General features: G+C 55.5%; 23 protein-coding genes and 1 riboswitch. Of the genes, 10 read left to right on the top strand and 13 right to left on the bottom strand.

Annotated features, from left to right (window positions below; translation table 11 throughout):
* Positions 1 to 94 precede the first annotated feature (94 nt).
* From LG383_RS04560 to fbaB, 7 genes are all read right to left on the bottom strand, one after another.
* Entirely contained in the window at positions 95 to 868 is a 774-nt protein-coding gene (locus LG383_RS04560) for an ABC transporter ATP-binding protein (RefSeq protein WP_106993524.1), read from the bottom strand.
* A 9-nt stretch (positions 869 to 877) separates the two neighbouring features.
* On the bottom strand, positions 878 to 1,750 hold the full coding sequence (locus tag LG383_RS04555) for an ABC transporter ATP-binding protein (RefSeq protein ID WP_269468423.1): 873 nt from the start codon (positions 1,748 to 1,750) through the stop codon (positions 878 to 880).
* Positions 1,713 to 2,618 carry an ABC transporter permease gene (locus LG383_RS04550; protein ID WP_106993525.1) on the bottom strand — a complete coding sequence of 302 codons (906 nt, stop codon included), beginning with the start codon at positions 2,616 to 2,618 and terminating at the stop codon, positions 1,713 to 1,715. Before LG383_RS04550 ends, LG383_RS04555 begins: the two co-directional genes overlap by 38 nt.
* Positions 2,615 to 3,652 carry an ABC transporter permease gene (locus tag LG383_RS04545; protein WP_225758431.1) on the bottom strand — a complete coding sequence of 346 codons (1,038 nt, stop codon included), beginning with the start codon at positions 3,650 to 3,652 and terminating at the stop codon, positions 2,615 to 2,617. The genes LG383_RS04550 and LG383_RS04545 overlap by 4 nt, the downstream gene beginning before the upstream one ends.
* Positions 3,649 to 5,265 carry an ABC transporter substrate-binding protein gene (locus LG383_RS04540; protein ID WP_225758430.1) on the bottom strand — a complete coding sequence of 539 codons (1,617 nt, stop codon included), beginning with the start codon at positions 5,263 to 5,265 and terminating at the stop codon, positions 3,649 to 3,651. The genes LG383_RS04545 and LG383_RS04540 overlap by 4 nt, the downstream gene beginning before the upstream one ends.
* Before the next feature lie 33 nt (positions 5,266 to 5,298).
* Positions 5,299 to 6,453: a mandelate racemase family protein gene (locus LG383_RS04535; protein ID WP_106993528.1), complete on the bottom strand. Its 1,155-nt coding sequence runs from the start codon at positions 6,451 to 6,453 to the stop codon at positions 5,299 to 5,301.
* Between the two features lie 251 nt (positions 6,454 to 6,704).
* A complete protein-coding gene (fbaB, locus tag LG383_RS04530) occupies positions 6,705 to 7,757 on the bottom strand; it encodes a class I fructose-bisphosphate aldolase (RefSeq protein ID WP_106993529.1) in 1,053 nt (350 codons plus the stop codon).
* A 253-nt stretch (positions 7,758 to 8,010) separates the two neighbouring features.
* On the opposite strand from fbaB, the gene LG383_RS04525 reads away from it, so the two are divergent.
* From LG383_RS04525 to LG383_RS04515, 3 genes are read left to right on the top strand one after another with little or no spacing between them, the layout of a single operon-like run.
* Positions 8,011 to 9,288, top strand: a complete 1,278-nt coding sequence (locus LG383_RS04525; protein WP_106993530.1) for a nucleoside permease — start codon at positions 8,011 to 8,013, stop codon at positions 9,286 to 9,288.
* Positions 9,285 to 10,289: an ADP-ribosylglycohydrolase family protein gene (locus tag LG383_RS04520; protein ID WP_225758429.1), complete on the top strand. Its 1,005-nt coding sequence runs from the start codon at positions 9,285 to 9,287 to the stop codon at positions 10,287 to 10,289. Before LG383_RS04525 ends, LG383_RS04520 begins: the two co-directional genes overlap by 4 nt.
* A complete protein-coding gene (locus LG383_RS04515; protein WP_225758428.1) occupies positions 10,286 to 11,239 on the top strand; it encodes a PfkB family carbohydrate kinase in 954 nt (317 codons plus the stop codon). The genes LG383_RS04520 and LG383_RS04515 overlap by 4 nt, the downstream gene beginning before the upstream one ends.
* Here LG383_RS04515 and LG383_RS04510 read toward each other — a convergent pair.
* Genes LG383_RS04510 through thiM form a run of 3 tightly spaced genes read right to left on the bottom strand, consistent with a single transcriptional unit; the run spans position 11,213 to position 13,569 of the window.
* Positions 11,213 to 11,959: a GntR family transcriptional regulator gene (locus tag LG383_RS04510; protein WP_225758427.1), complete on the bottom strand. Its 747-nt coding sequence runs from the start codon at positions 11,957 to 11,959 to the stop codon at positions 11,213 to 11,215. The two genes, LG383_RS04515 and LG383_RS04510, sit on opposite strands and share 27 nt — an antisense overlap.
* Before the next feature lie 42 nt (positions 11,960 to 12,001).
* On the bottom strand, positions 12,002 to 12,802 hold the full coding sequence (thiD, locus tag LG383_RS04505) for a bifunctional hydroxymethylpyrimidine kinase/phosphomethylpyrimidine kinase (RefSeq protein ID WP_225758426.1): 801 nt from the start codon (positions 12,800 to 12,802) through the stop codon (positions 12,002 to 12,004).
* On the bottom strand, positions 12,799 to 13,569 hold the full coding sequence (gene thiM, locus LG383_RS04500; RefSeq protein WP_225758425.1) for a hydroxyethylthiazole kinase: 771 nt from the start codon (positions 13,567 to 13,569) through the stop codon (positions 12,799 to 12,801). Before thiM ends, thiD begins: the two co-directional genes overlap by 4 nt.
* A gap of 35 nt (positions 13,570 to 13,604) precedes the next feature.
* A riboswitch (TPP riboswitch) is annotated at positions 13,605 to 13,702 on the bottom strand.
* 242 nt (positions 13,703 to 13,944) lie between these two features.
* On the opposite strand from thiM, the gene LG383_RS04495 reads away from it, so the two are divergent.
* The 7 genes from LG383_RS04495 to LG383_RS04465 all read left to right on the top strand — a co-directional run bounded on the left by LG383_RS04495 (position 13,945) and on the right by LG383_RS04465 (position 22,477).
* Positions 13,945 to 14,442 (top strand): hypothetical protein, encoded by a 498-nt coding sequence (locus LG383_RS04495; RefSeq protein WP_225758424.1) that lies wholly within the window; start codon positions 13,945 to 13,947, stop codon positions 14,440 to 14,442.
* On the top strand, positions 14,443 to 15,867 hold the full coding sequence (locus tag LG383_RS04490; protein WP_225758423.1) for a PAAR domain-containing protein: 1,425 nt from the start codon (positions 14,443 to 14,445) through the stop codon (positions 15,865 to 15,867).
* Between the two features lie 857 nt (positions 15,868 to 16,724).
* A complete protein-coding gene (locus tag LG383_RS04485; RefSeq protein ID WP_225758422.1) occupies positions 16,725 to 18,113 on the top strand; it encodes a PAAR domain-containing protein in 1,389 nt (462 codons plus the stop codon).
* Entirely contained in the window at positions 18,110 to 18,502 is a 393-nt protein-coding gene (locus LG383_RS04480; RefSeq protein ID WP_225758421.1) for a hypothetical protein, read from the top strand. The genes LG383_RS04485 and LG383_RS04480 overlap by 4 nt, the downstream gene beginning before the upstream one ends.
* A gap of 404 nt (positions 18,503 to 18,906) precedes the next feature.
* Positions 18,907 to 19,383: a hypothetical protein gene (locus LG383_RS04475; RefSeq protein WP_225758420.1), complete on the top strand. Its 477-nt coding sequence runs from the start codon at positions 18,907 to 18,909 to the stop codon at positions 19,381 to 19,383.
* A 226-nt stretch (positions 19,384 to 19,609) separates the two neighbouring features.
* Positions 19,610 to 20,992, top strand: coding sequence for a diaminobutyrate--2-oxoglutarate transaminase (locus LG383_RS04470; RefSeq protein WP_039031094.1), 1,383 nt, complete (start codon positions 19,610 to 19,612; stop codon positions 20,990 to 20,992).
* Between the two features lie 18 nt (positions 20,993 to 21,010).
* Positions 21,011 to 22,477 carry an aspartate aminotransferase family protein gene (locus tag LG383_RS04465; RefSeq protein WP_225758419.1) on the top strand — a complete coding sequence of 489 codons (1,467 nt, stop codon included), beginning with the start codon at positions 21,011 to 21,013 and terminating at the stop codon, positions 22,475 to 22,477.
* A gap of 47 nt (positions 22,478 to 22,524) precedes the next feature.
* On the opposite strand, the gene LG383_RS04460 is transcribed toward LG383_RS04465, so the two are convergent.
* Genes LG383_RS04460 through LG383_RS04450 form a run of 3 tightly spaced genes read right to left on the bottom strand, consistent with a single transcriptional unit; the run spans position 22,525 to position 26,293 of the window.
* Positions 22,525 to 24,708: a polysaccharide biosynthesis tyrosine autokinase gene (locus tag LG383_RS04460; RefSeq protein ID WP_225758418.1), complete on the bottom strand. Its 2,184-nt coding sequence runs from the start codon at positions 24,706 to 24,708 to the stop codon at positions 22,525 to 22,527.
* Positions 24,690 to 25,154, bottom strand: a complete 465-nt coding sequence (locus tag LG383_RS04455) for a protein tyrosine phosphatase (RefSeq protein ID WP_225758417.1) — start codon at positions 25,152 to 25,154, stop codon at positions 24,690 to 24,692. Before LG383_RS04455 ends, LG383_RS04460 begins: the two co-directional genes overlap by 19 nt.
* Complete coding sequence (locus LG383_RS04450; RefSeq protein WP_106995310.1) at positions 25,154 to 26,293, bottom strand: polysaccharide export protein; 1,140 nt, start codon at positions 26,291 to 26,293, stop codon at positions 25,154 to 25,156. The genes LG383_RS04455 and LG383_RS04450 overlap by 1 nt, the downstream gene beginning before the upstream one ends.
* Positions 26,294 to 26,376 lie beyond the last annotated feature (83 nt).

Below are 26,376 nucleotides of genomic sequence, written 5' to 3'. Positions count from 1 at the left end.
GGTTGCCGGGTGGCGGCTTCGCCTTACCCGGCCTACGAAAACCGTAATTTTGTAGGCCGGGTAAGCGCAGCGCCACCCGGCAATAGCCGCCGGCCTAATACACCGCCACCTCCCGGGCCATCTCGCGGGAATACTGTTGGCTGGCGTTAACCAGCATCCGGGTGTAATCCGTTTGCGCCTGCCCTGCCACCAGGTCATCCACCGTCAGGGTTTCGAGGATTTTACCGTACTGCATCACCGCCACCTTCTGGCACAGATGGGCGATCACCCCCAGGTCATGAGTTACCATCAGATAGGTGAGCTTCGACTCACGCTGCAGCTCCGCCAGCAGGTTTAAGATCTCCGCTTGCACCGAGACGTCCAGCGCCGAGGTCGGCTCGTCGAGCAGCAGCACCTGTGGCTCCAGGATCAGCGCCCGGGCAATCGCCACGCGCTGACGCTGGCCGCCGGAGAGCTGATGCGGATAGCGATCGCGGAAGGCGCGATTGAGGCCCACTTTATCCAGCAGCGCGTGAATGCGCCGATCCCGGTCGTTGATGCCGTGGATTTGCAGCGGCTCCTCCAGAATATCGCCGATGGTATGCCGCGGGTGCAGCGAACCGTAGGGATCCTGAAACACCATCTGCACCAGCCGACAGCGCTGGGGGCTGATGCGCCGCTCCAGCGGCTGGCCGTTGATCGCCAGCGCCCCGTCCCAGTGGGTGAACAACCCGGCCAGGCACTTCAGCACCGTGGTTTTGCCCGAGCCCGACTCCCCCACCAGGCCATAAATCTCCCCCGGCTGGACGTTAATATTGACGTCATACAACACCTGGCTGCGTTTCTCGCCTTCGCCGAAGGCCAGATTCAGGTTTTTTACCTCGATCATCTTCGCTCCTTATTCGGTCAGCCAGCTGGCCTGGCGCTGCAACACCGGCAGCACCGGGCGGCGGTGATTCATCTCCGGCAGGGCATTGATCAGACCCTGCGTATACGGGTGCCGGGCGTTGTGCAGATCGCAGGCGGCAATCGACTCCACCACCCGTCCGGCGTACATCACCAGCACCCGGTCACAGAAGCTGCGCACCAGGTTGATGTCGTGACTGATAAAGATCAGCCCCAGCCCGCGGGACTGGACTAAATCATCCAGCAGACCCAGCACCTGCAGGCGCACCGAGACGTCCAGTGCCGAGGTGGGCTCATCGGCGATCACCAGTTCCGGGTCGGTGATCAGCATCATAGCGATCATGATGCGCTGCCCTTGCCCGCCGGAAATCTCGTGCGGATAGAGCTGATAGACCCGCTCCGGCTGGCGAATGCGCACCACATCGAGCATCTCCAGCACTTTGGCTTTCGCCTCCGCCTTGCGCCCCGGATGGTGGGTCAGCCAGGCCTCGGCAATCTGATCCCCGACGCAGACCACCGGGTTAAGGGAGTACTTCGGGTCCTGCATGATCATCGAGATACGCTTGCCGCGAATGCCGCGCATCTGCGCCTCGCTGACCTTCTGTAAATCGACATCGCCAAACTGCATCCGGGTGGCGGTGATCTGCGCCTTTGCCGGGTGCAGGCGCAGCAGCGCCCGTCCGACGGTGGATTTGCCGGAGCCCGACTCGCCGACAATCGCCAGCTTCTCGCGCCCCAGTTGAAAGGAGACGCCGCGCACCGCGTTGGTGACCGCGCGTCCGTTGATAAAGTCGACGTGCAGGTCACGCACGTCCAGCAGTGGCGCATCAGTTGCTGCGAGGATCGAGGATGTCACGTAAGCCATCTCCTAAGAAGTTGAACGCCAGGCTGTTAATCAGGATCGCCAGCCCCGGAATAGTCACTACCCACCAGCACTCCATCATGTAGGTGCGCCCGCTGGAGATCATCGCCCCCCACTCCGGCTCCGGCGGCTGCGCGCCGAGACCGAGGAAGCCGAGACCGGCGGCGGTCAGGATGATCCCAGCCATGTTCATGGTTATACGGATAATCACCGACGGCAGGCACAGGGGCACAATGTGACGCCATAGCACCCGCACCGGGGAGGCCCCCTGCAGACGCACGGCAGAGATAAAGTCGGCCTGGCGCAACGAGAGGGTTTCGGCCCGGGCCAGACGGGCAATCGGCGGCCAGGCAGTGATGGTAATCGCAATCACCACGTGCTCCAGCCCAGGACCGAGGGCGGCGACAAACGCCAGCGCCAGCACCAGACTTGGGAAGGAGATAAAGATATCGGTAACGCGCATCAGCACCGCATCGACCTTGCCGCCAAAGTACCCGGCGGTAACCCCCAGCAGCAGCCCCAGCGGCCCGACGGTGACCGACACCAGCAGCACGATATAGAGCGTAATGCGCGAGCCGTAGACCAGGCGGCTGAAGATATCCCGGCCAAACTCGTCGGTGCCGAACCAGTGTTGGGCATTCGGCGCCACCAGGGCGTTATTCAGATCCTGTACCAGCGGGTTGTACGGCGCAATCCACGGCGCGAAGGCCGCGACGATCAACAGCAGCAGAATGATGCCGCCGCCAATCGCCGTCAGCGGGTTACGCGCCATCTGCCCGGCAAAGCCCAGCGAGCGACGGGCCATCCGCGCCAGACGCTGACGTCCTTCGCTGCGAACAGGTTGCAGGGGTGTATCCAGAGAAACGGTCATGATTTCGTCCTCGGGTCAAAGAGTTGATACAGCATGTCAGAGAGCAGGTTGAGCATCACGAAGATGATCCCCACCAGCAGGACGCAGCCCATCACCGCGTTCATGTCCCCCAGCAGCAGGCTACCGGTAAGATAGGAGCCAAAGCCCGGCCAGGAGAAGACGGTTTCAATCAGCACCGCCCCTTCCAGCAGCGACCCGTAGGCCAGCGCCACCACGGTGAGCAACTGAACGAGGATGTTGCGGAACGCGTGGTTCCAGATCACCTGCCGCTCGGTTAAACCTTTCACCCGGGCGGTAATGATGAACTCCTGCGACAGCTGGGCCAGCATAAAGCTGCGGGTCATGCGGCTGATGTAGGCCAGGGAGTGGAAGCCCAGCAGCGAGGCCGGCAGCACCAGATGGTTAATGGCGTTCCAGAACACCGCGCTGTTGCCTGCCAGCAGGGCGTCGACGGTCATCAATCCGGTGCGACGCGGCACCAGGCCGTCCAGACCCAGATCCAGCCGTCCTGCGCCGCCCACCCAGCCGAGCCAGGCGTAGAACAGCAGCAGCCCCATCATCCCGACCCAAAAGATCGGCGTGGAGTAACCGGCGAGGCTGATGATGCGCACCACATAATCTGAGACGCTGTTACGCCGTGCGGCGGCCAGCACCCCCAGAGGGATACCTAAACCAGCCCCGACAATAATCGCCATCGTCGCCAGCTCGAGGGTCGCCGGGAAGACGCGCATAATGTCGTCCAGCACCGGTTTGCCGGTCAGCAGGGCATTGCCGAAATCGCCGTGCAGCAGGTTGTTAAGGTAGATACCAAACTGGGTCAGCAGGGACTTGTCAAAGCCCAGCTGCTGATAAACCTGCTGATAGGTGCTGTGGTCGGCATCCGGGCCGACAATCGCCAGCACCGGATCCACCGGCATCACCCGGCCAATAAAGAAGGTCAGCACCAGCAGGCCGAACAGGGTCACCAGCACCTGGGTTAGCCGTTTTGAGAAACGGCGGGTGCGGGAGCCCGGGGCGAGGATCGCAACGCTCATTTTTCACCTCCGGTTTTGTACACTTCGCGCAGGAAGGTGGTGGCCGACGGATGCGACTGGAAGTTTTTGACTTCGTTGCGCACAACCACCGAATCAACCATCTGCGACAGCGGGAGCAGGGCCGGGATCAACTGGTCATAACGCACCTGGATCTGCTGGTAATCGGCAATCTGTTTCTGCGGATCGCGCTCCAGCAGGGCTTTGTCGATCATCTCGTTCAGCGGTTTGTCGTAAAAACCGGTGCGCCAGCCCTGGAAGTTCGTCAGTCGTGCCTCGTCGCTGTTGTCCGGGTTATAGACCAGCGCGCGCAGGCTGGAGTGCGGATGGGGCTCTACCCCGCTGCCGCCGCGTCCGACCAGCATGTCGAACTTGCGCTCGCGCATCGCGCCGTAGATCTGGTTCCCGGTGCCGGTGATAATTTTGGCGTTAATGCCCGCCTGCATCAGGGTGGACTGCACGGCGATGGCGATATTAAGGAACGGCTGATCCGCCAGCACCCGCAGGGTGGTGTCGAAGCCGTCCGGGTAGCCCGCTTCTGCCAGCAGTTTTTTGGCGCGCGGGATATCCAGCTTGTAGCCGGGATCCGGCAGCGTTGACGGCATCCCGGCCTTGATCGGCCGCTGGTGCAGCACGCCGTAGCCCGGCATCAGCGCCTTGTTGATACCCTGATAGTCAATCAGGTAGCGTACCGCTTCGCGCACTTTCGGGTTGGCAAAGTGCGCCTCCTTCATGCTCATCGCCACGTAGTAGACCGTACCCTTCTGCACGGCCTCCACCGTCAGCTGCGGATCCTTACGCAGAGCGTTGATGTCCGCCACCGCCATGTTGCTGGCGATATCCAGATCGCCCTTCTCCACCATCAGGCGCAGGGTTTGCGACTCCTGGAAGTGGCGCAGGACCACGCGGTTCATCTTCGGCGATTCGCGCCAGTAGGTCGGGTTGCGCTGCATGCGCAGTACGTCTTTTGCCTGCCAGGTGTCGAGCATAAATGGCCCGGAACCGGCTTCGTTGGTGGTCAGCCAGCGGTTGCCCCAGTCGCTGTTGACCTCGTGGCTGAGCACCGTTTTGCGGTCCAGCACGCCGAGGTTGCCCAGCGCGCCGAGGGAGTAGATCACCAGCTGCGGATCGTTAGCCTTCGGCAGGGTGAGCTGCACGGTGTGGTCATCGAGGGCTTTAATCTGCTGATCGATATTCTTCTTAGAAAACCCATAAGATTTCCACACCGAGGCCTGAGCCAGGTTCAGGTGCAGCAGGCGGCGCATCGACCACACCACGTCCTCGGCGGTGAGCGGGTTGCCGGAGTGGAAGGTGACGTTATCGCGCAGATGGAAGGTCAGGGTTTTACCGTCCGGGGAGATGTCCCAGGATTTCGCCAGCGCCGGTTTGACGTTGGTGAGGGTGTTGGGGTCCAGTTCCACCAGCGAATCGTAGAGATTGACCACAATGCCGACCACTTCGTTACCGGTCATCGCGGCCGGATCGAGAGTCAGCAGGTTGTTCATGTTCATACCGATGATGAGCTGATCGGGCGGCGTTTTTGCGTACGCCGCACCGCTCCCCATCATCAGCGCGAGCGCGAGTAAACACGCTCCTGCCAGAGGAGATCTTTTCATGTATATATCGCCTGTAGGGTACGTTTTTATTTGTCAGTCGTGGCTGACGGTATTGGCTTCGATATACGCAAAATTAATGTCTTCGCCGAGTCCCGGGCGCGTCGGCAGGCTGACCATGCCTTCATCATCCATCGGGTCGATCAGGCTGTGCAGATACGCCGCCGGTTCGTCGTAATCGAGGAACGGGTGCAGCAGGCCGCGCTCATACCAGCGGCAGTTCTTGATGGCGCCAATTACCGCCAGGCTCGCCGCGCCGTTGCCGTGCACTTCGCAGTCCATGCCGAACGACTCTGCGAGGTTCGCCACTTTCAGGGTCGGCGAGATACCGCCGACGCCATTCGATCCGGCGCGCAGAATGTCGCAGGCCCCGGCTTTGATCCAGTCGGCGCGGCTGTGGTGCTTGCCGCCCAGGCTTTCCGGCCCGATGATCGGAATGGAGAGGTTTTCCGCCAGCCAGGCATAGGAGGACATGCTCTCCTCTTCCATCGGCTCTTCGAACCACGCGAAGTTGAGCTTCTCCAGCTCCTTGCCGATGTACAGTGCTTCGGTGCGGCTGTACCAGTGATAGCCGTCGATCATCAGATCGATATCCGGGCCGACCGCTTCACGCACCGCAGCGCAGGCCTTGACGTCCATCTTTGGATTAGGAGCGAAGGAGACCGGCGGCATCCAGGTGTGCAGCTTGATGGCTTTATAGCCGCGGGCGACCAGCGTCTCGGCAAAGCTGGCGTACTCTTCCGGCGTCGACAGGCCACCCGGCAGGTCATCGCCGCACATGGTGCTGCCGTAGGCCGGGACTTTGTCGCGGTAGCCGCCGAGCAGTTTCCACACCGGCATATTGAGTTTGCGGCCAATCAGATCCCACAGCGCCTGCTCCACAAACCCCAGCGCGCGTTCGGTCAGCTGGTGGGCGCTGCCGCGCTGCCAGTGTGCCAGCTCTTGCCAGATCTTCTCGCGATTGAACGCGTCCTGGCCGACCATCACTTTACGAAAGAAGGTATTGACCACAAAAGGGCGCACCACTTCCGGCGGTGCAAATGAATACCCTTTGGTGCCATCGTCTGCGGTAATGGTCAGCATCGCCATTTTGGCCAGACTCTCCGGGCCCGGGTGGGAGTGCCCGGCGGTATCGGAGACACGGCGCGTGGGATACTGAAAGACGGTGACGTTTACAGATTCGATTTTCATTATTAGTCCTTAAAACAACGTAGGTTCAGTGCCTTTAGCATTTTGAAAAGCTGTTTCGAAACTAACTGTAAGCGCAAAATTCATCCACTGCCTTAGACAAATTCCGCTAAGCGCTGACCATTTCTTGTGCATCTGCACGGGGGGGAGTGACACTTTTCACAAAAGCCAGGGGAAGTGTGAAGTGGATCGGGAGGGATTTTTGAATGAAGTTTGTAGGCCGGGTAAGACATAGTCGCCACCCGGCAGTATGGTTACGCGATGGTCACTTTCTTATCCAGATAGACATCCTGCACGGCATTAATCAACTTCACGCCATCGGCCATCGATTTCTTAAACGCCTTGCGACCGAGGATCAGACCCATCCCGCCCGCGCGTTTATTGATAACGGCCGTGCGCACCGCATCGGTGAGATCGGTTTCCCCCCCTGCCGCGCCGCCGGAGTTGATCAACCCGGCACGGCCCATATAGCAGTTCGCCAGCTGGTAGCGCACCAGGTCGATGGGGTTATCGCTGGTCAGTTTGCTGTACACCCGATCGTCGGTATAGCCAAACTTCACCGCGGTATAGCCGCCGTTGTTTTCGGCCATTTTCTGCTTGACGATGTCCGCCCCGATAGTGGCCGCCAGATGGTTGGCCTGGCCGGTTAAATCGGCAGAAACATGGTAGTCCGTCCCGTCTTTGCTGAAGGCCGGGTTACGCAGATAGGCCCACAGCACGGTCACCAGACCCAGCTCATGGGCACGCTCGAAGGCGGCTGAGATCTCTTCTATCTGACGGCGCGACTGCTCTGAACCGAAATAGATGGTAGCACCCACCGCGACCGCACCGAGGTTGAAAGCCTGCTCAACGCTGGCGTAAAGCGTCTGATCATATTCGGTGGGGTAACTCAGGGTTTCGTTGTGGTTAAGCTTGACCAGGAACGGAATGCGGTGCGCGTAACGTCGCGAGACCGACGCCAGCACGCCGTAGGTAGAGGCCACGCAGTTACAGCCCGCCTCAATCGCCAGCTCGACGATGTTCTTTGGATCGAAATAGAGCGGGTTAGCGGCAAAGGACGCGCCCGCGGAGTGCTCCACGCCCTGGTCCACCGGCAGGATCGACAGATACCCTGTCCCGCCCAGACGTCCGGTGTTGTACAGCGTCTGCATGTTTCGCAGCACCGCCGGCGGACGGTTGTTGTCCACCATCACGCGGTCGACGTAGTCATGGCCAGGCAGGTAAAGATGGTCGGCTGGAATGGTCATACAACGATGCTGTAACAGGCTGTCGGCATCTTTGCCCAGCAATTGCGTAATATCAGTCATGGTTTTCCTCCCGTCAGTGCCGACGTGATGTCGGCGCAAATTATCCAGGCTCACATTGTTGTGAGCAGACTAAGCCTGGTACTGCCTCTCCTCTATTTCCACCGCCCGCAGCGTTTTTTCCGTACCGGTCGCTGGCGCGTTTCGTGTACAACAATTTTGTTACACCGATCAAACAATCACCACAAAGGTATTTAAAAGGTATTATTGAGTGGTATGTTAAAGGCGTACCCTCTCTGACATGCAGGATTAAACAATGAAAACGAAAGTCCAACTGTCATTCATGATGTTTGTTGAATGGTTTATCTGGGGCGCATGGTTTGTGCCGCTGTGGCTATGGCTGAGTAAAAGCGGCTTTAGTGCCGGAGAAATCGGCTGGTCTTATGCCTGTACCGCGATTGCGGCGATCCTCTCGCCGATCCTGGTCGGCTCGCTGACCGATCGCTTCTTTGCCGCCCAGAAAGTGCTGGCGGTGCTGATGTTTGCCGGTGCCATTCTGATGTACTTCGCCGCGCAACAAACCCAGTTCAGCACCTTCTTCCCGCTGCTGCTGGCCTACTCCCTGACCTATATGCCGACCATCGCCCTGACCAACAGTATCGCTTTTGCTAATGTTGACGATGTCGAGGCGGATTTCCCACGCATTCGCGTGATGGGCACTATCGGCTGGATCGCCTCCGGCCTGGCCTGTGGGTTCCTGCCGCAGATGATGGGCTATAGCGATATCTCCGACACCAATATTCCGCTGCTGATGACCGCTGCCAGCTCTGCCCTGCTCGGCGTGTTCGCACTGTTCCTGCCGAATACGCCGCCGAAGAGTACCGGCAAGCTGGACTTCAAAGTGATGCTGGGGCTGGATGCGCTGATCCTGCTGCGCGATAAGAACTTCCTGGTGTTCTTCTTCTGCTCGTTCCTGTTCGCGATGCCGCTGGCGTTCTACTACATCTTCGCCACCGGATATCTGACGGAAGTAGGTATGAAAAACGCGACGGGCTGGATGACGCTCGGTCAGTTCTCAGAAATTTTCTTTATGCTGGCTCTGCCATTCTTTACCAAACGCTTTGGTATTAAGAAGGTCTTGTTGCTGGGTCTTATCACCGCCGCCATTCGCTATGGTTTCTTTGTTTACGGCGGGGCGGAACAATACTTCACCTACGCCCTGCTGTTCCTCGGCATCCTGCTGCACGGCGTGAGCTACGACTTCTATTACGTGACCGCGTACATCTACGTGGACAAAAAAGCGCCGGCGCATATGCGTACCGCGGCGCAGGGCTTGATTACGCTGTGCTGTCAGGGCTTTGGTAGCCTGCTGGGTTACCGTCTGGGCGGCGTAATGATGGAAAAAATGTTCGCTTACAAAGAGCCGGTGAATGGGTTGACCTTCAACTGGGCCGGAATGTGGACGTTTGGTGCAATCATGATTGCGGTGATTGCCGTGCTGTTTATGCTGTTTTTCCGCGAATCGGATAAAGAGATCACCGCAATTGAGGTGGTTGATGGCGATACCGCGCTGACACAAGGGGAAGTTAAATGAAACAACAACGTATTCTCGGTGCGCTTTACGGGCAGGCTTTAGGGGATGCGATGGGCATGCCATCAGAGCTGTGGCCGAGAAAGCGTGTAAAAGCGCATTTCGGCTGGATTGACCGTTTCTTGCCCGGCCCGGCGGAAAATAACGCGGCTTGTTATTTCGACCGCGCTGAGTTCACCGATGATACCTCAATGGCGTTGTGTCTGGCCGATGCGATTATCGAGTGCGACGGGCAGATTGATGCGGATGTTATCGGCAAACACATCCTGCACTGGGCGCTCGACTTCGACGCCTTTAATAAGAACGTACTCGGCCCGACATCGAAAATCGCCCTCAACGCCATTCGCGACGGCAAGCCGGTGAGCGAACTGGAAAACAACGGCGTCACCAATGGTGCAGCGATGCGCGCCTCCCCGCTGGGCTGCCTGCTCCCGGCTTCGCGTCTGGAGCACTTTGTTGAACAGGTCGCGCTGGCCTCCAGCCCGACCCATAAATCGGACCTTGCCATCGCCGGTGCGGTGGTGATTGCCTGGGCGATATCGTGCGCCATCGACGGTGAGCGCTGGCAGAACATTGCCGATGCCCTGCCGGCTGTTGCCCGCTATGCACAGGAAGCCAACACCACCACCTTCAGTGCGTCGCTTGCCGCGCGCATTGAGCTGGCGCTTAAAACCGTGCGGGAGGCCAATGGCACAGAGTCCGCCAGCGAGCAGGTGTATCAACTCGTCGGGGCAGGAACCAGTACCATTGAATCGGTTCCGGCGGCGATTGCGATGGTCGAGCTGGCCGGTACTGACCCGAACCGCTGCGCCATGTTATGCGCCAATCTGGGCGGTGATACGGACACCATTGGCGCGATGGCAACGGCTATCTGTGGGGCCCTGCACGGCGTGCAGGCGATTGACCCGGGGCTAAAGAACGAACTCGACGCCGTTAACCAGCTCGATTTTGGTCATTATGGCGAAAAACTCCTGCATTACCGGGAGCAAAGGGAGGCGGTATGAGTTCTTTTTCCCGGCGTCTTGACGCATTACACGCCACACGCCCGGTGACGGTACTGGGGGCAGCGGTGATTGACGTTATCGCCGATGCTTACGCCCTGCCCTGGCGCGGGTGTGATATCGAGCTCAAACAGCAGGGCGTCAACATCGGCGGCTGCGCGTTAAACATTGCCATCGCCCTGAAACGCCTGGGGATCACCGCACAAAATGCGCTGCCCGTCGGCCATGGCGTGTGGGCGGACATTATTCGTCAAGCGATGGCCAGACAGGATCTTCACAGCGTGGTGGAAGCCGAAACCGGCGATAACGGCTGGTGCCTGGCGCTGGTGGAGCCTGACGGCGAGCGAACGTTTATGTCGTTTAGCGGGGTGGAGAATCAGTGGCAGCAGCCCTGGCTTGATGCGCTTAACGTGCCGCAAAATAGTCTGGTCTATCTGTCCGGTTATCAGCTGGCATCGCCATGCGGTGAGTTACTGACGGGCTGGCTGGAAGGCCTTCAGGACGTGACCACGTTCATCGACTTTGGGCCACGGATTGCGGATATTCCTGATGCGCTGATGACACGGATTATGGCCTGCAAGCCGATCGTGTCGCTCAATCGCCAGGAGGCACAACTTGCCGCTGAAAGATGGGGTGTAGAGGATGAGATGCTAGGTGCCCACTGGCAGCAACGGTTCGGCTCAGTGCTGATTGTCCGTCACGACAAAGATGGTGCGATTTGGTATGACGCTGACGCCTCGGGTCATGTTCCTGCCTTTCCGGCCACCATGGTCGACACCATTGGTGCAGGCGACAGCCACGCGGGCGGCACGCTTGCCGGCCTGGCGGCGGGATGGGATATTGCTGACGCCGTGATGCTGGGCAATGCCGTGGCCGCCTGGGTGGTCAGCCATCGCGGGGGAGATTGCGCCCCCACGCGCGAGGAGTTACTCCTCGCACACAAAAACGTATAGATCGCTGCGACAGTAGCTGATGCTGTACTCGATGGGCCGGTGTTGCTGGTCAAGCGCAACCTGCTTGATCACCAGCACCGGTATTTTGTCATCCATTTTAATGTGGGTCTGAAATTCAATGTCCGGCATGCGGGCACTGACGCGAGAACGGGTACGCTGCGGAAAGATATTCTGGTTGCGGAAGTAGTCGTACAGCGAAATACCAATGGCGTCCGGGTCCTGGATCAGTGCCACCGGAACCCAGGATTCTTCAATCGAGACGGCGTCATCATCCACGTAGCGAATACGTTTCAGCAGAAAGACATCACTTTCCGGGGCAATCGACAACTGAGCAGCAACCTCTTCCGGACACTTCACCACGCGCTTATTGACCCATAGCGTATTGGGCTTTTTACCGCCCAGCACCACCTGCTGAGAAAACCCGCGCGCTTCTTTGAGTGAATATTCAAAAATGTTATTGATTTGCGTCCCATAGCCACGGGCGCGCGTCACCACACCCTCTGCTTCCAGCGCCTGCATCGCTTTACGCACGGTAATGCGCGACACCCCGGTCAACTGGCTCAGATCGCGCTCGCCTGGCAGAATATTTCCATGCTCCAGCACCCCGCTGCGCACCGCATTTTTTACGGTTTCGGCAAACTTCAGATACAGCGGCGTATTGTCAGGGGCAGCGATCCGTTCAGTCAGTTGAGCAATTAGTCGGGTATGCGCTTGTTCCATCTCTGTTTTTCTCAGGCCTGATGTGTCCTGCCAGTATAAGGCTTACCACCATGCATGAAAATGGTGTACCGGACCAATACCGTGACCCACCTCCAGACTATCGGCTTTGGCCAGCGCGGCAGAGAGCCAGCGCTTGGCTTCCTGCACCGTATCAGGCCAGTTGTCATGGCGTGGACGCAGCGCAGCCAGCGCGGCGGAGAGGGTGCAGCCGGTGCCGTGGGTGTTTTTAGTCTTGATACGCGGGGCGGTAAAGCGCGTGGCTCCGTCGCGGGTGAACAGCCAGTCGGGGCTTTCAGCGTCATCCAGATGACCGCCCTTCATCAGCACCGCACCGCAACCCAGGGCGAGTAACGCCGTGCCCTGCTCTTTCATTTCTCGCTCGTTTTGTGCATGTGGGGCACCCAGCAGCGCCGCCGCTTCGGGCAAGTTGGGGGTGATCAGCGCCACCTGCGGCAGCAGCTTTTTACGCAGCGTGTCGACGGCGGAGGGTGACAGCAGCGGATCGCCGCTTTTCGCCAGCATCACCGTGTCCAGCACCACGTTTTTGACCCGATGCCGCAGGAGCTGCTCCGCCACCGCCTCGACAATATCGGTTTCGGCCAGCATGCCGATCTTGGTGGTGTCGATGCGCACATCGCTGAACACTGACTCCAGCTGCGCCGCCACGAAGTCCGGCTCGATGCGATAGACCGACTGCACCCCGCGGGTGTTCTGCGCCACCAGGGCGGTGATCACCGAGCAGCCGTAGGCCCCAAGCGCCGAGAAGGTTTTCAGGTCGGCCTGGATCCCGGCCCCGCCGCTCGGGTCGGTGCCAGCGATGGTGAGGGCATTAATCCGTTTCATGATTGCGCCCCCAGATCCCACAGGGCATCCAGAAACGCCGGGGCAAAACTGCCCGGCCCCCGACTCTGCGCTGCCGCCAGCGTCCCGGCCCGTTTCATCCAGCCGCAGGCCGCGGCGATGTTATCCAGCCGGTCGCCCGGCAGTGAGCAACTGGCCGCCACGACCGCAGACAGGGCGCAGCCGGTGCCCACCACGCGGGTCATCAGCGGATCGCCGCCGGTAATGGTCAGGGTCCGCAGCCCGTCAGTAACGTAATCCACCTCCCCGGTCACCGCCACAATTGCATTGGTCTGCCGGGCCAGCGCCTGGGCTGCCGGCAGCGCGCTGGCGGCGGTATCGGTGGTGTCAACGCCGCGCCCGCCTGCACTCATCCCGGCCAGGGCCAGAATTTCAGAGGCATTGCCGCGAATGGCCGCCGGTTTGAGGGCGAGAATTTGCTGACAAAAACGGGTCCGGTACGCCAGGGCGCCAACGGCCACCGGATCGAGCGTCCAGGGTTTACCCGCCGCCACCGCACTTTCAATCGCCCGGCGCATCGCCTGGGCACGCGAGGCGGTCAGGGTCCCGACGTTAATCAGCAGCGCATCGGCAATAGCGGAGAACTGTTCAGCCTCTTCGGCTTCTATCACCATCGCCGGTGATGCGCCGAGGGCCAGCAAAACGTTGGCGGTAAAGGTCTGCACCACGTCGTTGGTCATACAGTGGGTCAGCGGGGAATGGGTTCGGAAATGGTGTAAGGCGTGTAAATTGAGCAGGTCAGGCTGCATGGTATCGCTCCTGCCTTGCGCGAAGAAGCGATTGCCCGAAGGGCATCTGACTTCCCTACGCTGGCATTATCCAGATCAGGTGGTACGGGTATTTCTCAGCCTTCAACGAAGAAGGGCACCCCGAGTCATTTGGTACAAGTTAACTTACTTTTTGCCAGCTTAGGGGAAGTGGCATGCTGACGCAAGCCCGCCCTCCTGGTTATCGCTTCTTCACTGTGAAAATACGCATAACCCCTTTTATAACCCCCACCCCAGCCAGCAAAAAAGGAGCGATGCAAGAAACATAGTTTCACTTAGGCCTAATACTTGTTGCGCATGTGGTTATTGCTTGTAAAATGACCTCTGTGATTATTTCTATAACAAGTAGAAGGACTTATGAAACAGTACAACAACGATCTCACCCCTGAAATCAGCGCATCTTTTGAAGTTTCTCGTTATACCGACAAGCAACTGTCCGAAATGAATGAAGAAGCCCGCCAACTCGTTATCGAACAGCAAGAGTACGCCAAATACCATCCAGTTATAGCCATCTATCGCGCAGCCGTTGCCGGAAGTCTCACTCTTCGGGGTGGCACTGTAGATGAACCTAACCCAGATCCGAGCCAGGGTATGAAAGTCCAGCTTGATAATGGTCAATGGGTCAGTATGGTTACAGAAGGTGCAACCGTCACTTATCCAGACGGAACGAAGGCTGTCATCATCTCCAGCGCCGGGCAGTTAAGCGAATGGGAAGGTAAAGGAATTGCGCTGGTTGGTAGCTTGCTTGATAACGGAGATGTGATTATCAGCACCCCAGATTATGGATCAGTGTTCACTGTTCGCGAGAGTGAATCAATGCCAGATGATTTTCTGACTGTTGAAAAGGTGGCGTAAATGGGGGGAATGCGTCCAAACGTTTTAGGGCGGGGAATGGCGTTGTTTGGTGATCAAACTACAACTGGCGCAAAACTCATCCCATCACTTTCTTTTGGTAACATCCTTGGTCGCCGCCCAATTGTTCTGGGTGACAAGACCACCGCTTGCCCGAAATGTGGCAAAGAAGGGAAAGTTGTTGAAGGTGAGCCACACCGCACAATTCACCAGATCCCTGTAGCAGTGGACAGGTGCGTCGTTTTATGTGGATGCCCCTCTGGTTCTAACCGTATCATAGCCCCTTTGGGCTGGATCGGCCCAGGTGAGTCCCCTTCTCAGGCAACAGCAAGGTATCTGGCAGAAGCGGCAACCGCAGCAGCCGCTTTTGCTGCATCTCAACAACCGCAAGCAGAACCAGAACAACACGCACAGGCAGCTAAAAAGAAAACAGGTATTGATGCAGGTTTTGCTGTTCTCCCCTGTGGTGGTACTACAGAGGCCTGGCAACGTCTGCTATTTACAGGCACTCCACCAGCAGGTGCCAAAGAGCTATTCGCTACGCTGAACGGTACAGACAAAAGCTATAAAGCCGGTTCGATTATGCTTCTGGTTGATCCTGAAATGCAGGACGACGAACAAATCGCTCACATGAAAGCGGCAAAACAGCGCATTGATACCGCACTGGAACCGTTGACACACCAGGAAGCTAACTTCCTCCATAAGCATTACGCCACGATTGCTAACTTCTCTAATATTGCCGATAAAGGTATAGGGCTTGCAGCCGATCCAGCTGGGAAATATTTTGAGAATATCGAAAAGATTCTTAAAGAGATCCAGGATACATACAAGAATACCTACATAACAAGAGGTGCATTAATCGGCGAACAGTTTTATGTTAGACGTGCTCAGCTATTCACTGAACTTGACCGTGTGCTCAAAGTTGGTTTCCTGAATAAGGCCATGAAGTTTGGTGAGTATACGAAAATTAAAAATGTGCTTGGCTTATCTACCAGTTCAATCACTCATAAATGGAATGAAACAGGGATAAGTGATATTGAAGGTTACGCAACGCATATCGAGCGAGCGGCTAAATATACCAAAGCGATGCGTTATACTGGTTACGTTGGAATAGCGTTTAGTGCGGTTCACTCAATCAATGAGATAAATGAGGCTTGTTCAACCGGTCGAGAGGCTGCATGTAATAGGAAAAAATATACTGAGATTGGTAGTTTCGCAGGGGGGCTTGCTGGCGGATATGCAGGAGGTGCTATTGGTATGGGTATCTGCTCTTTAGTTTTGGGTGTTACAACAATAGAGGTGGGTGGGGCTGGCGCATTAGCCTGTGGTGTAATACTTGGGAGTGGTGGCGGTATCCTTGCTGGTGAATACTTCTCAGACAAAGGCGAAGGCTTTGGTGAGATGATTTATAACTCGATAGGTAAATAGCGTGAATATTACATCTGCTATTTTATTCGTACTCTTTATGGTTTCTACAATCATAACATATGGGTATTCCGCATTAAAAAATAAGCATCATATTATATTGTGTGAACTTTTCCGCGAGCGATTTGGATTTCTACCAAATGGAATAACACTTGCTCAGGCAGGGGGGCTATTTTTTACATTCCAAAAAGATTTTTATTTCTTCTTCCCTCTTATTGTAAAAAAAAGCAATTTCATAGTTAGAGGTATGAACTCAGACCATTATGATTTCATCAGAACTTTACCCAATGAAATGACATCATGGCTAAAAGTCAAGTTCACATTATTTTTGATAACTACTATTTTACTCCTTTCTAATGTCATTTCCTCTTATCTATTTATCAAAGCGTGACAAAAAAAGCCAAATATATTTTTATTTGGCTTATTCTCATTCTAACCATTTACTCCTTGTCCAACCCATCAATTACAAAAGAAGCAGAGGATAAGGGGAACGTATGTCAATATCGTTTAGCGATCCCTCCTCTTTACCTTTGACCTCAGGTTTGCTGTAGGTGCCGAATGTTTTTCACCCAGTCAGCCAATGCCGAAAAGCAGACATTATGACGAATCGAATGCAATAATCGCCGTTGCACTCTACTTTTCATCCCTGAAATAAGCAATGATTGGCTGTGCTTAATACAGTTCCAAAAGCATCGGGATATTTTCAACGTGAAAAGCAAATTGGGGGTTGATTTACATCAACACTCAACCAAGCTGATATAAACAAAATAAATTTAACTTAAGTATGATATTTGTTGCTTGCCAGGTTTTTGTTTGTAGAATAGCCATCATAAATCTTGACATAACAAACGGAGAGAGTTATGGCGCTAGGTTTTTATCTACGGGTTGGTGATCCAACAACCTGTAAAGGGAAGATACTCACAGGGGATGAAACACTAAGCTGGTATGGTGTAGCCGGAGCGCGCGAAGGTGACCTGGTGTCATGCGGAAAGCATCCTGGTACATATAAAATACTGGGTGGTACCACTGACATCTGGAACAAAGGTAGAAGACTGGCTGGAACACTGGATAGTATCAGTTCCTGCCCCTGCAAAGCCAAATTCATCCCTTCTATTCCTGACTGTTACGAACAAGAAACTCTATATCTATCAAAAAATTCAAGTGCTGCGGCTGTTGCTCTTGTACCAAATGCACTTATGCCGAACTTAAGTTCAGAGGCAGAACCAGAACAACACGCCCAGACAGCGAAAAGGAAAAAAGGCACAGATGCAGGTTTCGCCGTGCTCCCCTACGGCGGTACTACAGAAGCCTGGCAACGTCTGCTATTTACAGGCACTCCACCAGCAGGTGCCAAAGAGCTATTCGCTACGCTGAATGGTACAGACAAAAGCTATAAAGCCGGTTCGATTATGCTTCTGGTTGATCCTGAAATGCAGGACGACGAACAAATCGCTCACATGAAAGTGGCAAAACAGCGCATTGATACCGTACTGGAACCGTTGACACACCAGGAAGCTAACTTCCTGCATATGCATTACGCCACCATAGCTAATTTCACCAGTTACGCTGATACTGGAATTGGCCTTGCCGCTGATCCTGTTGGGAAATACTTTGAGAATATCGAAAAAATTCTTAAAGAGATCCAGGATACATACAAGAATACCTACTTAACAAGAGGTGCGTTGATTGGTGAACAATTTTACGTGAGACGTAGCCAGTTATTTAAAGAGCTTGAGCCTATACTCAAAGTTAGCTTCCTGAATAAGGCGATGAAATTCGGAGAGTATACCAAAATAAAAAACGCGCTCGGCCTCTCCAGCAGTTCTATTACCCACAAATGGAATGGAACGGGGATCAGTGACATTGAAGGCTATGCCACTCACATTGAACGAGCAGCTAAATACGTTAAAGCTATGAAATATACTGGCTACGTAGGTATTGGGTTCAGTGCGGTTCACTCAATGAATGAGATAAATGAGGCTTGCTCAATTGGTCGTGAAGCTAAATGCATCAGGAAGAAATACACTGAAAAAGGCAGTTTCTCAGGGAGAGTTGGCGGCGGTATTTTAACAGGCTCTCTTGCAATTTCTCTGTGTATCGCCCTTGGCATTGGAACCGCTGGAACAGCAGGCTTGGCTTGTACACTTATCGCTGGTGGAACTCTAGGTTTCGCTGGTGGTACGGCTGGCAACTGGGGAGGAGAGAAAGTAGGTAACTCGCTCTATACCCTGTTCGAGGAGGCTGAATGAAACCCTTTGATATATCTTTAATCATTTTACTGTCTTTATTTTTTCTATCTTTTTTATTCTATCTAATCTATGGTAAATTAACAGAAAGAAAATTTGATGCTATAGTCGAAAAATTTAAAAAACAGTTTGGGTATACACCATTCTCAATGACAGTGGGGAAAAATGGTGGTTTTTTCTTTTGGGGTTATAAAGAGTCCTATTTGATTTGCGCATTGCTTTTCACGAATTTTCCAGCAACAAAAAAGACATTAACACAAGAGGAAATTATTTTTTTTAAAAATTTAGACAAAAGTGACATTTCATGGTTTTATATAAAATATTTTGCAATGGTAATTGGAACATTGTGCTTTATCGGTTTATTAATTATGTTTAAATTTAGAGCTGAATAATTTTCTGAACAATCAGGGGTAGCAATGCCCCTGTAGTTCTATTATAAAGAAATCGCCTAAGACCGATCATATCAATTACATACATTGCAGTAGAATAAATCGCGTGCAAAATGGAATGCACTAACCTTTCTGAGTTCTAACGTTTCTCTCAGCACAACTAGGACATACATACCTTAAACCTTCCCGTAACTCGTGAGTAACCATTCACCAGGACAAATCTCAAGTTTTTAGCTATCCGTGCTAAATGTGATCTTCGTCAACCTGAGAAAACGCCCCTTGCGTGATATTCAGCGCGCGCCACTGTTGCGTCTCTAATATAGACACCAGCAAAAAGTGGCCAGGCCAATAATAATTATCGAATCAACAACCGGGGAAAACCTTCCTCACTCCTTTAAGGTTAATGTATGAAAAAGATTCTGTTGGTGGGTGTGATTGCCGCTTTGCTGTCGGGCTGTGTCTCTGAAGAGCAGCGGTTAGCGCAGTGTGAAGCAAAGGGCGTCAGCCGTGATGCGTGCTATATCGCAGACCAGAACCGTCAGGCCACGATCAATGCTGCTGCCGAAAAACAGGCCTTAGAAAATGCCCATGACGCCGTACAACATGGCCAGGCGGCCCATGTTGCCGATCCGCTGCGCGAAGCCTCTTTTAGCGCTAACGGTATCAAAGCCACCATCAACAATGGCTTCACCCAGGCCATCATCAACGGCAAGAAAGCCACGGTGAAGCGGTTGAATGCTAATTTTTACGAGATCAAAGGAGCCGGTTATATCCTGTCGATTTCTCTCGACGCGGATGGCGTCACTGATGCGTCATGGAATAAAACCCATGGTCGCGATCACGGGATTCTGAACGTTGTTCAAAGTAGTCCTAAAGCATTCTAAAATACCCCACTTTTTCCCCCGGAGTGCCCCCCAGGAAACCTCAGTTGCCATGCGGGGTTACGGCTTACGCGCGTTGTTTCAACGCGCGTAACAAAACGATAAACAATTAACCATTGAGCCCTACGCAAAAAGGCTCTATATTGGCCGCGATTTTTGATGCCCTTCTCATTTTCTTAATTAATTATTCAATCGTGGCCACGTGCTGAGCTGCGGTTGTAGGAGTGATATGATGACGGATAAAGTCCGTATTGATACTTTGAATGCCTCTTCTTTCAAAACCAACGAAACCTATCTGGCCCGTCAGGCTGAAATGGAATCCAATGTCAGGAGTTATCCGCGCAAACTGCCTTTAGCTATTACTAAGGCGGATGGGGTGTGGATCACCGATGCGGATAACAAAGAGTATCTGGATTGCCTGGCCGGAGCGGGAACGCTGGCGCTGGGTCATAACCATCCTGATGTGCTGAAAAGCATCCAAAGTGTCATTACCAGCGGCTTGCCGTTACATACCCTGGATCTGACCACGCCGTTGAAAGACGCGTTCTCAGAATACCTGCTCTCTATGCTGCCAGGTCAGGGCAAAGAGTACTGCCTGCAGTTTACCGGCCCATCCGGTGCGGACGCTGTTGAAGCCGCGCTGAAGCTGGCGAAAAAAGTGACTGGCCGCAGCGGCATTATCAGCTTCTCCGGTGCCTATCACGGCATGACCCACGGCGCGCTGTCCGTGACCGGCAACCTGTCTCCGAAAGAAGCGGTTGACGGCATGATGCCAGAAGTGCAGTTCATGCCTTACCCGCACGAGTACCGCTGCCCACTGGGTATCGGCGGCGAAGCGGGTGTGAAAGCCCTGACCTACTACTTCGAAAACCTGATCAACGACGTCGAGAGCGGCGTGCGTAAACCTGCTGCCGTGATCCTGGAAGCCGTTCAGGGCGAAGGCGGCGTGAACCCGGCGCCGGTTGAGTGGCTGCAGCGCATCCGTAAAGTGACCGAAGAGCACGGCATTCTGCTGATCCTCGACGAAGTTCAGGCAGGCTTTGCCCGTACCGGTAAATTCTTCGCCTTTGAACACGCAGGTATCCAGCCAGACATCGTCGTGATGTCCAAAGCTGTCGGTGGCGGCCTGCCGCTGGCCGTGCTGGGTATCAAAAAGCAGTTCGATGCCTGGTCTCCTGGTCACCATACCGGTACCTTCCGTGGCAACCAGCTGGCGATGGCTACTGGCCTCACCACCCTGCAGATCCTCAAAGAGCAGAACATTGCCGATAAAGTTGCCGCCCAGGGCGAGTGGCTGAAAGCGAAGCTGGTTGAGCTGCAGAAACGTTATCCGGTCATCGGTCACGTGCGCGGTCTGGGCATGATGATCGGCATCGAGATCGTGAAACCGCACGAAGCTGCTGACCATATGGGCTGCTTCCCGGGTGATGGCGAGCTGTCTGCGCTGATCCAGAAGAAATGCTTCGAAGCCGGTCTGATTCTGGAGCGTGGCGGTCGTAACGGTAACGTTGTGCGTCTGCTGCCTTCCCTGCTGATCAGCGATCAGGAGCTGAACGTGTTCCTGGACAAATTTGAGCAGGCGCTGCTTGCTGCGGGCGTTCGCCCAGTCTAACCGGAGACAATGGATACAATGTCAGATTTAAACCCGATTTTGTCGTCGTCGGCGCACAGCATCGAAGCCTATCAGCAGGCCATCGAGCAGAGCACCCAGGCGGTTATGCAGTGGCTGAAACAGCCGGAAATGTACCAGGGTAAAACGGTTGCCGAGCTGCGCGAACGTATCAACCTGGATTTCAGCCCGGAAGGGCTGGGCAACGAGACCGCCATCGAGCGTGCCGTTGAATATTTCCTGAAAGACAGCCTGGCGGTGCATCATCCGCAGTGCGTGGCGCATCTTCACTGCCCGAGTCTGGTGGTAAGCCAGGCGGCGGAAGTGATGATCAACGCCACCAACCAGAGTATGGACTCCTGGGATCAGAGCCCGTCTGCGACCATTATCGAGATAAAACTGATCGAGTGGCTGCGTACCCGTCTGGGTTACCAGCCTGGCGACGCCGGTGTCTTCACCAGCGGCGGCACCCAGAGCAACATGATGGGTCTGATGCTGGCGCGCGATGCGTTCTTCGCGCGTCAGGGCCACTCCGTCCAGCAGGATGGTCTGGTGGGCGATCTGCGTAAGATCCGCGTTCTGTGCTCCGACAGCGCGCACTTCTCCGTGCAGAAGAACATGGCGCTGATGGGCCTCGGCTATCAGTCCGTTATTCAGGTAAAAACTGACGAATGTTCGCGTATGGATCTGAATGATCTGGCGGCGAAAATCGAGCAGTGCAATGCCAACGGCGAAAAGATTCTGGCGATTGTTGCCACTGCCGGCACCACGGATGCGGGTGCTATCGATCCGCTGCGTGCGATTGCAGAGCTGGCGGCGAAGCAGAACATCTGGGTTCACGTGGATGCGGCCTGGGGCGGCGCGCTGCTGATGTCCGAGAAGTATCGCGATTACCTCGACGGTATCGAGCTGGTGGATTCAGTGACGCTGGACTTCCACAAGCAGTTCTTCCAGACCATCAGCTGCGGCGCATTCCTGCTGAAAGAGGCGCGTCACTATGAGCTGATGCGTTATCAGGCGGCGTACCTTAACTCTGAGTTTGACGAAGAGGCTGGCGTACCAAACCTGGTGTCCAAATCCCTGCAGACCACCCGTCGCTTCGACGCACTGAAGCTGTGGATGAGCCTGGAGGCGCTGGGCCAGAAGAAATACGCTGAGATCATCGATCACGGTGTGACCATGGCGCAGCAGGTTGCCGCGTATGTGATTGAACAGCCACAGCTGGAACTGGTGATGCCACCCCAGCTGGCAAGCGTGCTGTTCCGCTTCCGCCCTGAGCTGAATCTGGACGATGCGGCCATTGCGCTGCTCAACCAGAAGATCGGTGATGCGCTGCTGGAATCGGGCCGTGCCAACGTCGGTGTGACCGAGCATAACGGTATCACCTGCCTGAAGCTGACCCTACTGAACCCAATCGTGACGCTGGAGGATGTCAAAGTCCTGCTGTCACTGGTGGAACGCACGGCGCACGAGCTGCTGGCGAAGTAAGTTTGTTCAACCCGGCAGCGCTCGCTGCCGGGTCTTTATTCCCCTCGTTATCTCGCTTTATTCTTTGCGCTCTGCGCTGCGGAATAGCCGTAAGCATCGTAACCCGAAGCATAATAGCTGGCCGCCGACTTCACGACGTCGTTCAGGATTGCCCCTTTAATGTTGACCCCCATCTGCTGCAGGCGACGCTGGCTGACCTCCATCTCCCGGACGCTGGTAACGTTAAACCGCGCCACCAGCAGCGTGGTGGCTGCCACCCGGCCCACCAGCGCGGCATCCGTAACGGCCAGAATCGGCGGAGTATCGACAATCACCATGTCGTACTGCGCGCTGGCCCAGACCATAAACTCGCGGAAACGGTCGTGCATCAGCAGCTCGGACGGATTCGGCGGATAATACCCGCAGGTCACCACATCAAACTGGCCGCTGGCGTAAGTCTGTATTGCCTGCGGGAAGGCCACTTTACCTGACAGCACGTCCGACAGGCCGGCATCATTGCGCAGGCCAAAAATATTGTGCACGTAGCCTTTACGCATATCCGCATCGATAAACAGCACCCGCTGATCGACCTGGGTCACCAGCGCTGCCAGCGAGGTGCTAACCAGCGTTTTGCCGCAGTCCTGAGACGGGCCACTGAACATCAGAATGTTATTTTCGGCATCCATCATGGCGAAGTGCAGGCTGGTACGTAACCCGCGCACCGCTTCGACAAAATTATCCAGCGGCCTGTCGATCGGTAAAAAAGGCACGTCGGTGGTTTTATGCCGTCTGCAGTAGTGGAAGAAATAGCGGTTGCCCACCCGGGTTTTACCGTGCAGCCACTCCGAATGAGGCAAGGTGGCATAGACGCTAATCCCTTCACTTTCCAGCTGTTCAGGGGCGTTGATCCCGCGTCGCAGTGCCGATCTCGCCAGCACCCCGCCTGTCGAGACGAAGAAGCCAAACAGGGTCGCAATGACCACGATTAACGCCTTGCGCGGCTTAATGGGTGCAGGCTGCGTTACCGCCGAATCGATAATACGTACGTTACCGATGGTACTGGAGCGGGAGATATTCAGCTCCTGCTGTCGGGTTAGCAGCTGCAGGTAAACCGCCCGGCCAGAATCGACATCGCGGCTGAGGCGCAGGATCTCCTGCTGCGTCGACGGCATCGTCCCTACCCGTTTGTTCAGCCGCTCCCGCTCGCTCTCTAACGTCTGACGTTTTTCACGCAGCGCCCGATAGGTGGGATGGTCCTTTTTAAAGTGCTGGGAGATCTCGGCTTCGCGGAAGGTCAGCTCATTCAGCTGATTATCGACGTTAACGATCTGCTCCAGCACCGACTTGGCTTCGAGGGTCAAATCCACCGAATCGCGCTGCTTACGGTAGGTGTTCAGACGCTCTTCAGCCAACTCCAGCTCACCGCGCACCTGTGGCAGCTGGCGTTGAAGGAAACTAAGGCTCTGCGAGTCCTGCGCAGCCTGACGAGCAATGTTCTGTTGCAGATAGCTCTGCGCAATGTGATTCAGCACGGTGGCGATGCGCGCGGGATCCTGCCCGGTCAGGCTCAGCGAGAGGATCCCGCTCTCTTTGCCCTGCTCCGTGACGCTAAACTGGCGGCTCAGGGCGTTTATCGCTTCCAGCTGCGCGTGCTGCCGCAGTCTGAAACGCGTCCCTGCCGGTGCCGTCAATTCGCGAACGGCGATCGTTACTCCGGCGTGCTGCAGCGGGGTCCCTACGGTGCCGCGCGCGCTAAAGCCCTCCCCTTCCAGCAGGTAGTGCCCGTTCTCTTCGGCGGTAAGGGTCATGCTTTGGGTGGCCGGAAGCGTCAGATTATCGAGGATCACTGTGGCGGCAGGTTGTCCGGTAAGCTTCGCCCAGGCCTTGCCGATAACCGGCAGACGAACCTGGGTTATCTCATCGCGTAAGCGCAATGCCTCTACGGTTTCACCGAGGATCATCCGCGATTTCAGCAGTTGCATCTCGGCGCCGGAATCCGATGCCCGCTCCGGTGCCAGCTGGTTTAAGGTTTTGAGAATGCTGTTCTGCTGCTTATTTTCTACTTGCACCATGGCATCTGCGACATAGACCGGCGATGCAAATAACGCATACAACGTCCCGCAGAGCGCAAACAATAGCGTGACGCTAAGAATACACACGCGATGATCAATTAACTCCCCCAGAAGACGTGCCAGATCCAACTCTTGATTATCAACAGCATAACCCTGTGCATTCACGTTTTTCGACGACATGACCGTAATCCCTTTACTGTAAGTCGGTTAGTCCATTCCTGACTTGCTTCGCCAAGCAGGCGAAAAACATATTCAAAGGCTTCCATGCCTTTACCGTACGGATCGGGGATCTCCTGTTCCCTTAGCCATTGCCCATACAGCAAGGCCTTACCACGCGCCTCCGGTGCGATGAGCGAAATCCGGTTAATTTGCCCTGACTCCATGGCGAGGATCAGATCGTATTCCCGCATCATTGCCGCCGTGAGCGGGCGGGCAACGTGATCTGCCAGCGAAAGGCCATACATGGCCGCGATCTGCTGGGCATGGCGATCTGCCGGATGACCGGCCAGACCGCAAATGCCCGCCGAAGCGATGGATAATGCCGGTAACTGCTGCTGTAAGAGCCGTTCTCCGATCGGGGAGCGGCATATATTTCCAGTACACACCACCAGAATGGACTGGATCATTATTCAGGCCACGACTTAATAAAGCGCACGGTTTCCGTCAGATCATGTACACCGCTGATGGTAGGCACCAGTTGGGTCAGTACGCGGTTCCAGCGCGAGACCGGCGCCGTCGTCACGTAGACGATATCGTAGGGCTGGAGCTGAAACTCTGTGCCGAGCACCATGGCAGACGCGTCGCGGGCATTCAGCTGCCAGATGCGCGCAATTTTGCCGTCCGGGCTTTTTCCGGTGGTGGAGCGGATGACGAAGATGCCGGTCGCATCGGCCATGTCCTGATTCAGACCACCGGCGCTGGCCAACGCTTCTGCCAGCGTCATACCGCTGCGATCCATCTTCAGTGTGCTCTGTTTCACCACCTCGCCCATGACAAAGACTTTCAGGGCATCATTGCGCGGGATAAACAGAATATCCCCCGGCCACAGCAGGCGGTTTTGCGTGAGATCGCCATGCTGCATCAGGGCGTAGAGCGAAATTCGCGTATCTTTGCCGCCGTGGGTGAGCACCACGTTGCGCCAGTCGGCATCAGCAGACAGGCCTCCCGCCGCATTGATCGCATCCATAATGGTCAGGGGGATATTGGTAATCGGCTGCTGGCCAGATTTGACCACTTCGCCAGTGACATAGGCTTTCTGCGAACGGAACGCCGCGATACTGACATCGACCTGCGGGCTTTCAATCACCCTGTCCAGCCGGGCGGTGATCTCCTGGCGCACCTGAGCGAGGGTCTTGCCTGCAACCTGGAGCTTACCGACATAGGGATAAAAGAGCGTGCCGTCGGCACCGACCCAGTTACCGGTATCGCTGGCGCTACGATACTGCCCGGCCGGCGTGGTCAGTTCCGGGTGATCCCAGACGGTGATCATCAGCACATCCCCGGGGCCAATCCGGTATTCCCAGTTTTTTAATTCCTCGTCCAGATTCGGATTTGACTGAGATTTCTCACGATCGCCGCGGAGCTGTTCAATGACGGAGGGTGTTAACGGCCAGACATCCACTTTCTTATCCAAATCAAGCGAACTGTCGGCGACAGCAACGTTATTTTTCCCAGAAGTATTGATATGTTGGCCGGGCGTAATTGTGCAGCCTGCTAATAACAGGGCGGCCAAAAAACCCGCGCCGGTGCGGAGTGGGATTGTCATTAATTAATAATACTCTACGAATTACGTTAATAGCCCATTAATTTCTGGATAACTCCCGGCAATAGATATACGTAATTAATATT

It is taken from the genome of Leclercia sp. Marseille-Q4284 (assembly GCF_916618945.1).
GTDB classification, from domain to species: Bacteria; Pseudomonadota; Gammaproteobacteria; order Enterobacterales; family Enterobacteriaceae; genus Enterobacter; species Enterobacter tamurae.
The sequence above is the reverse complement of the archived record's forward strand: the minus strand, read 5'-3'. Positions and strand labels throughout refer to the sequence as shown.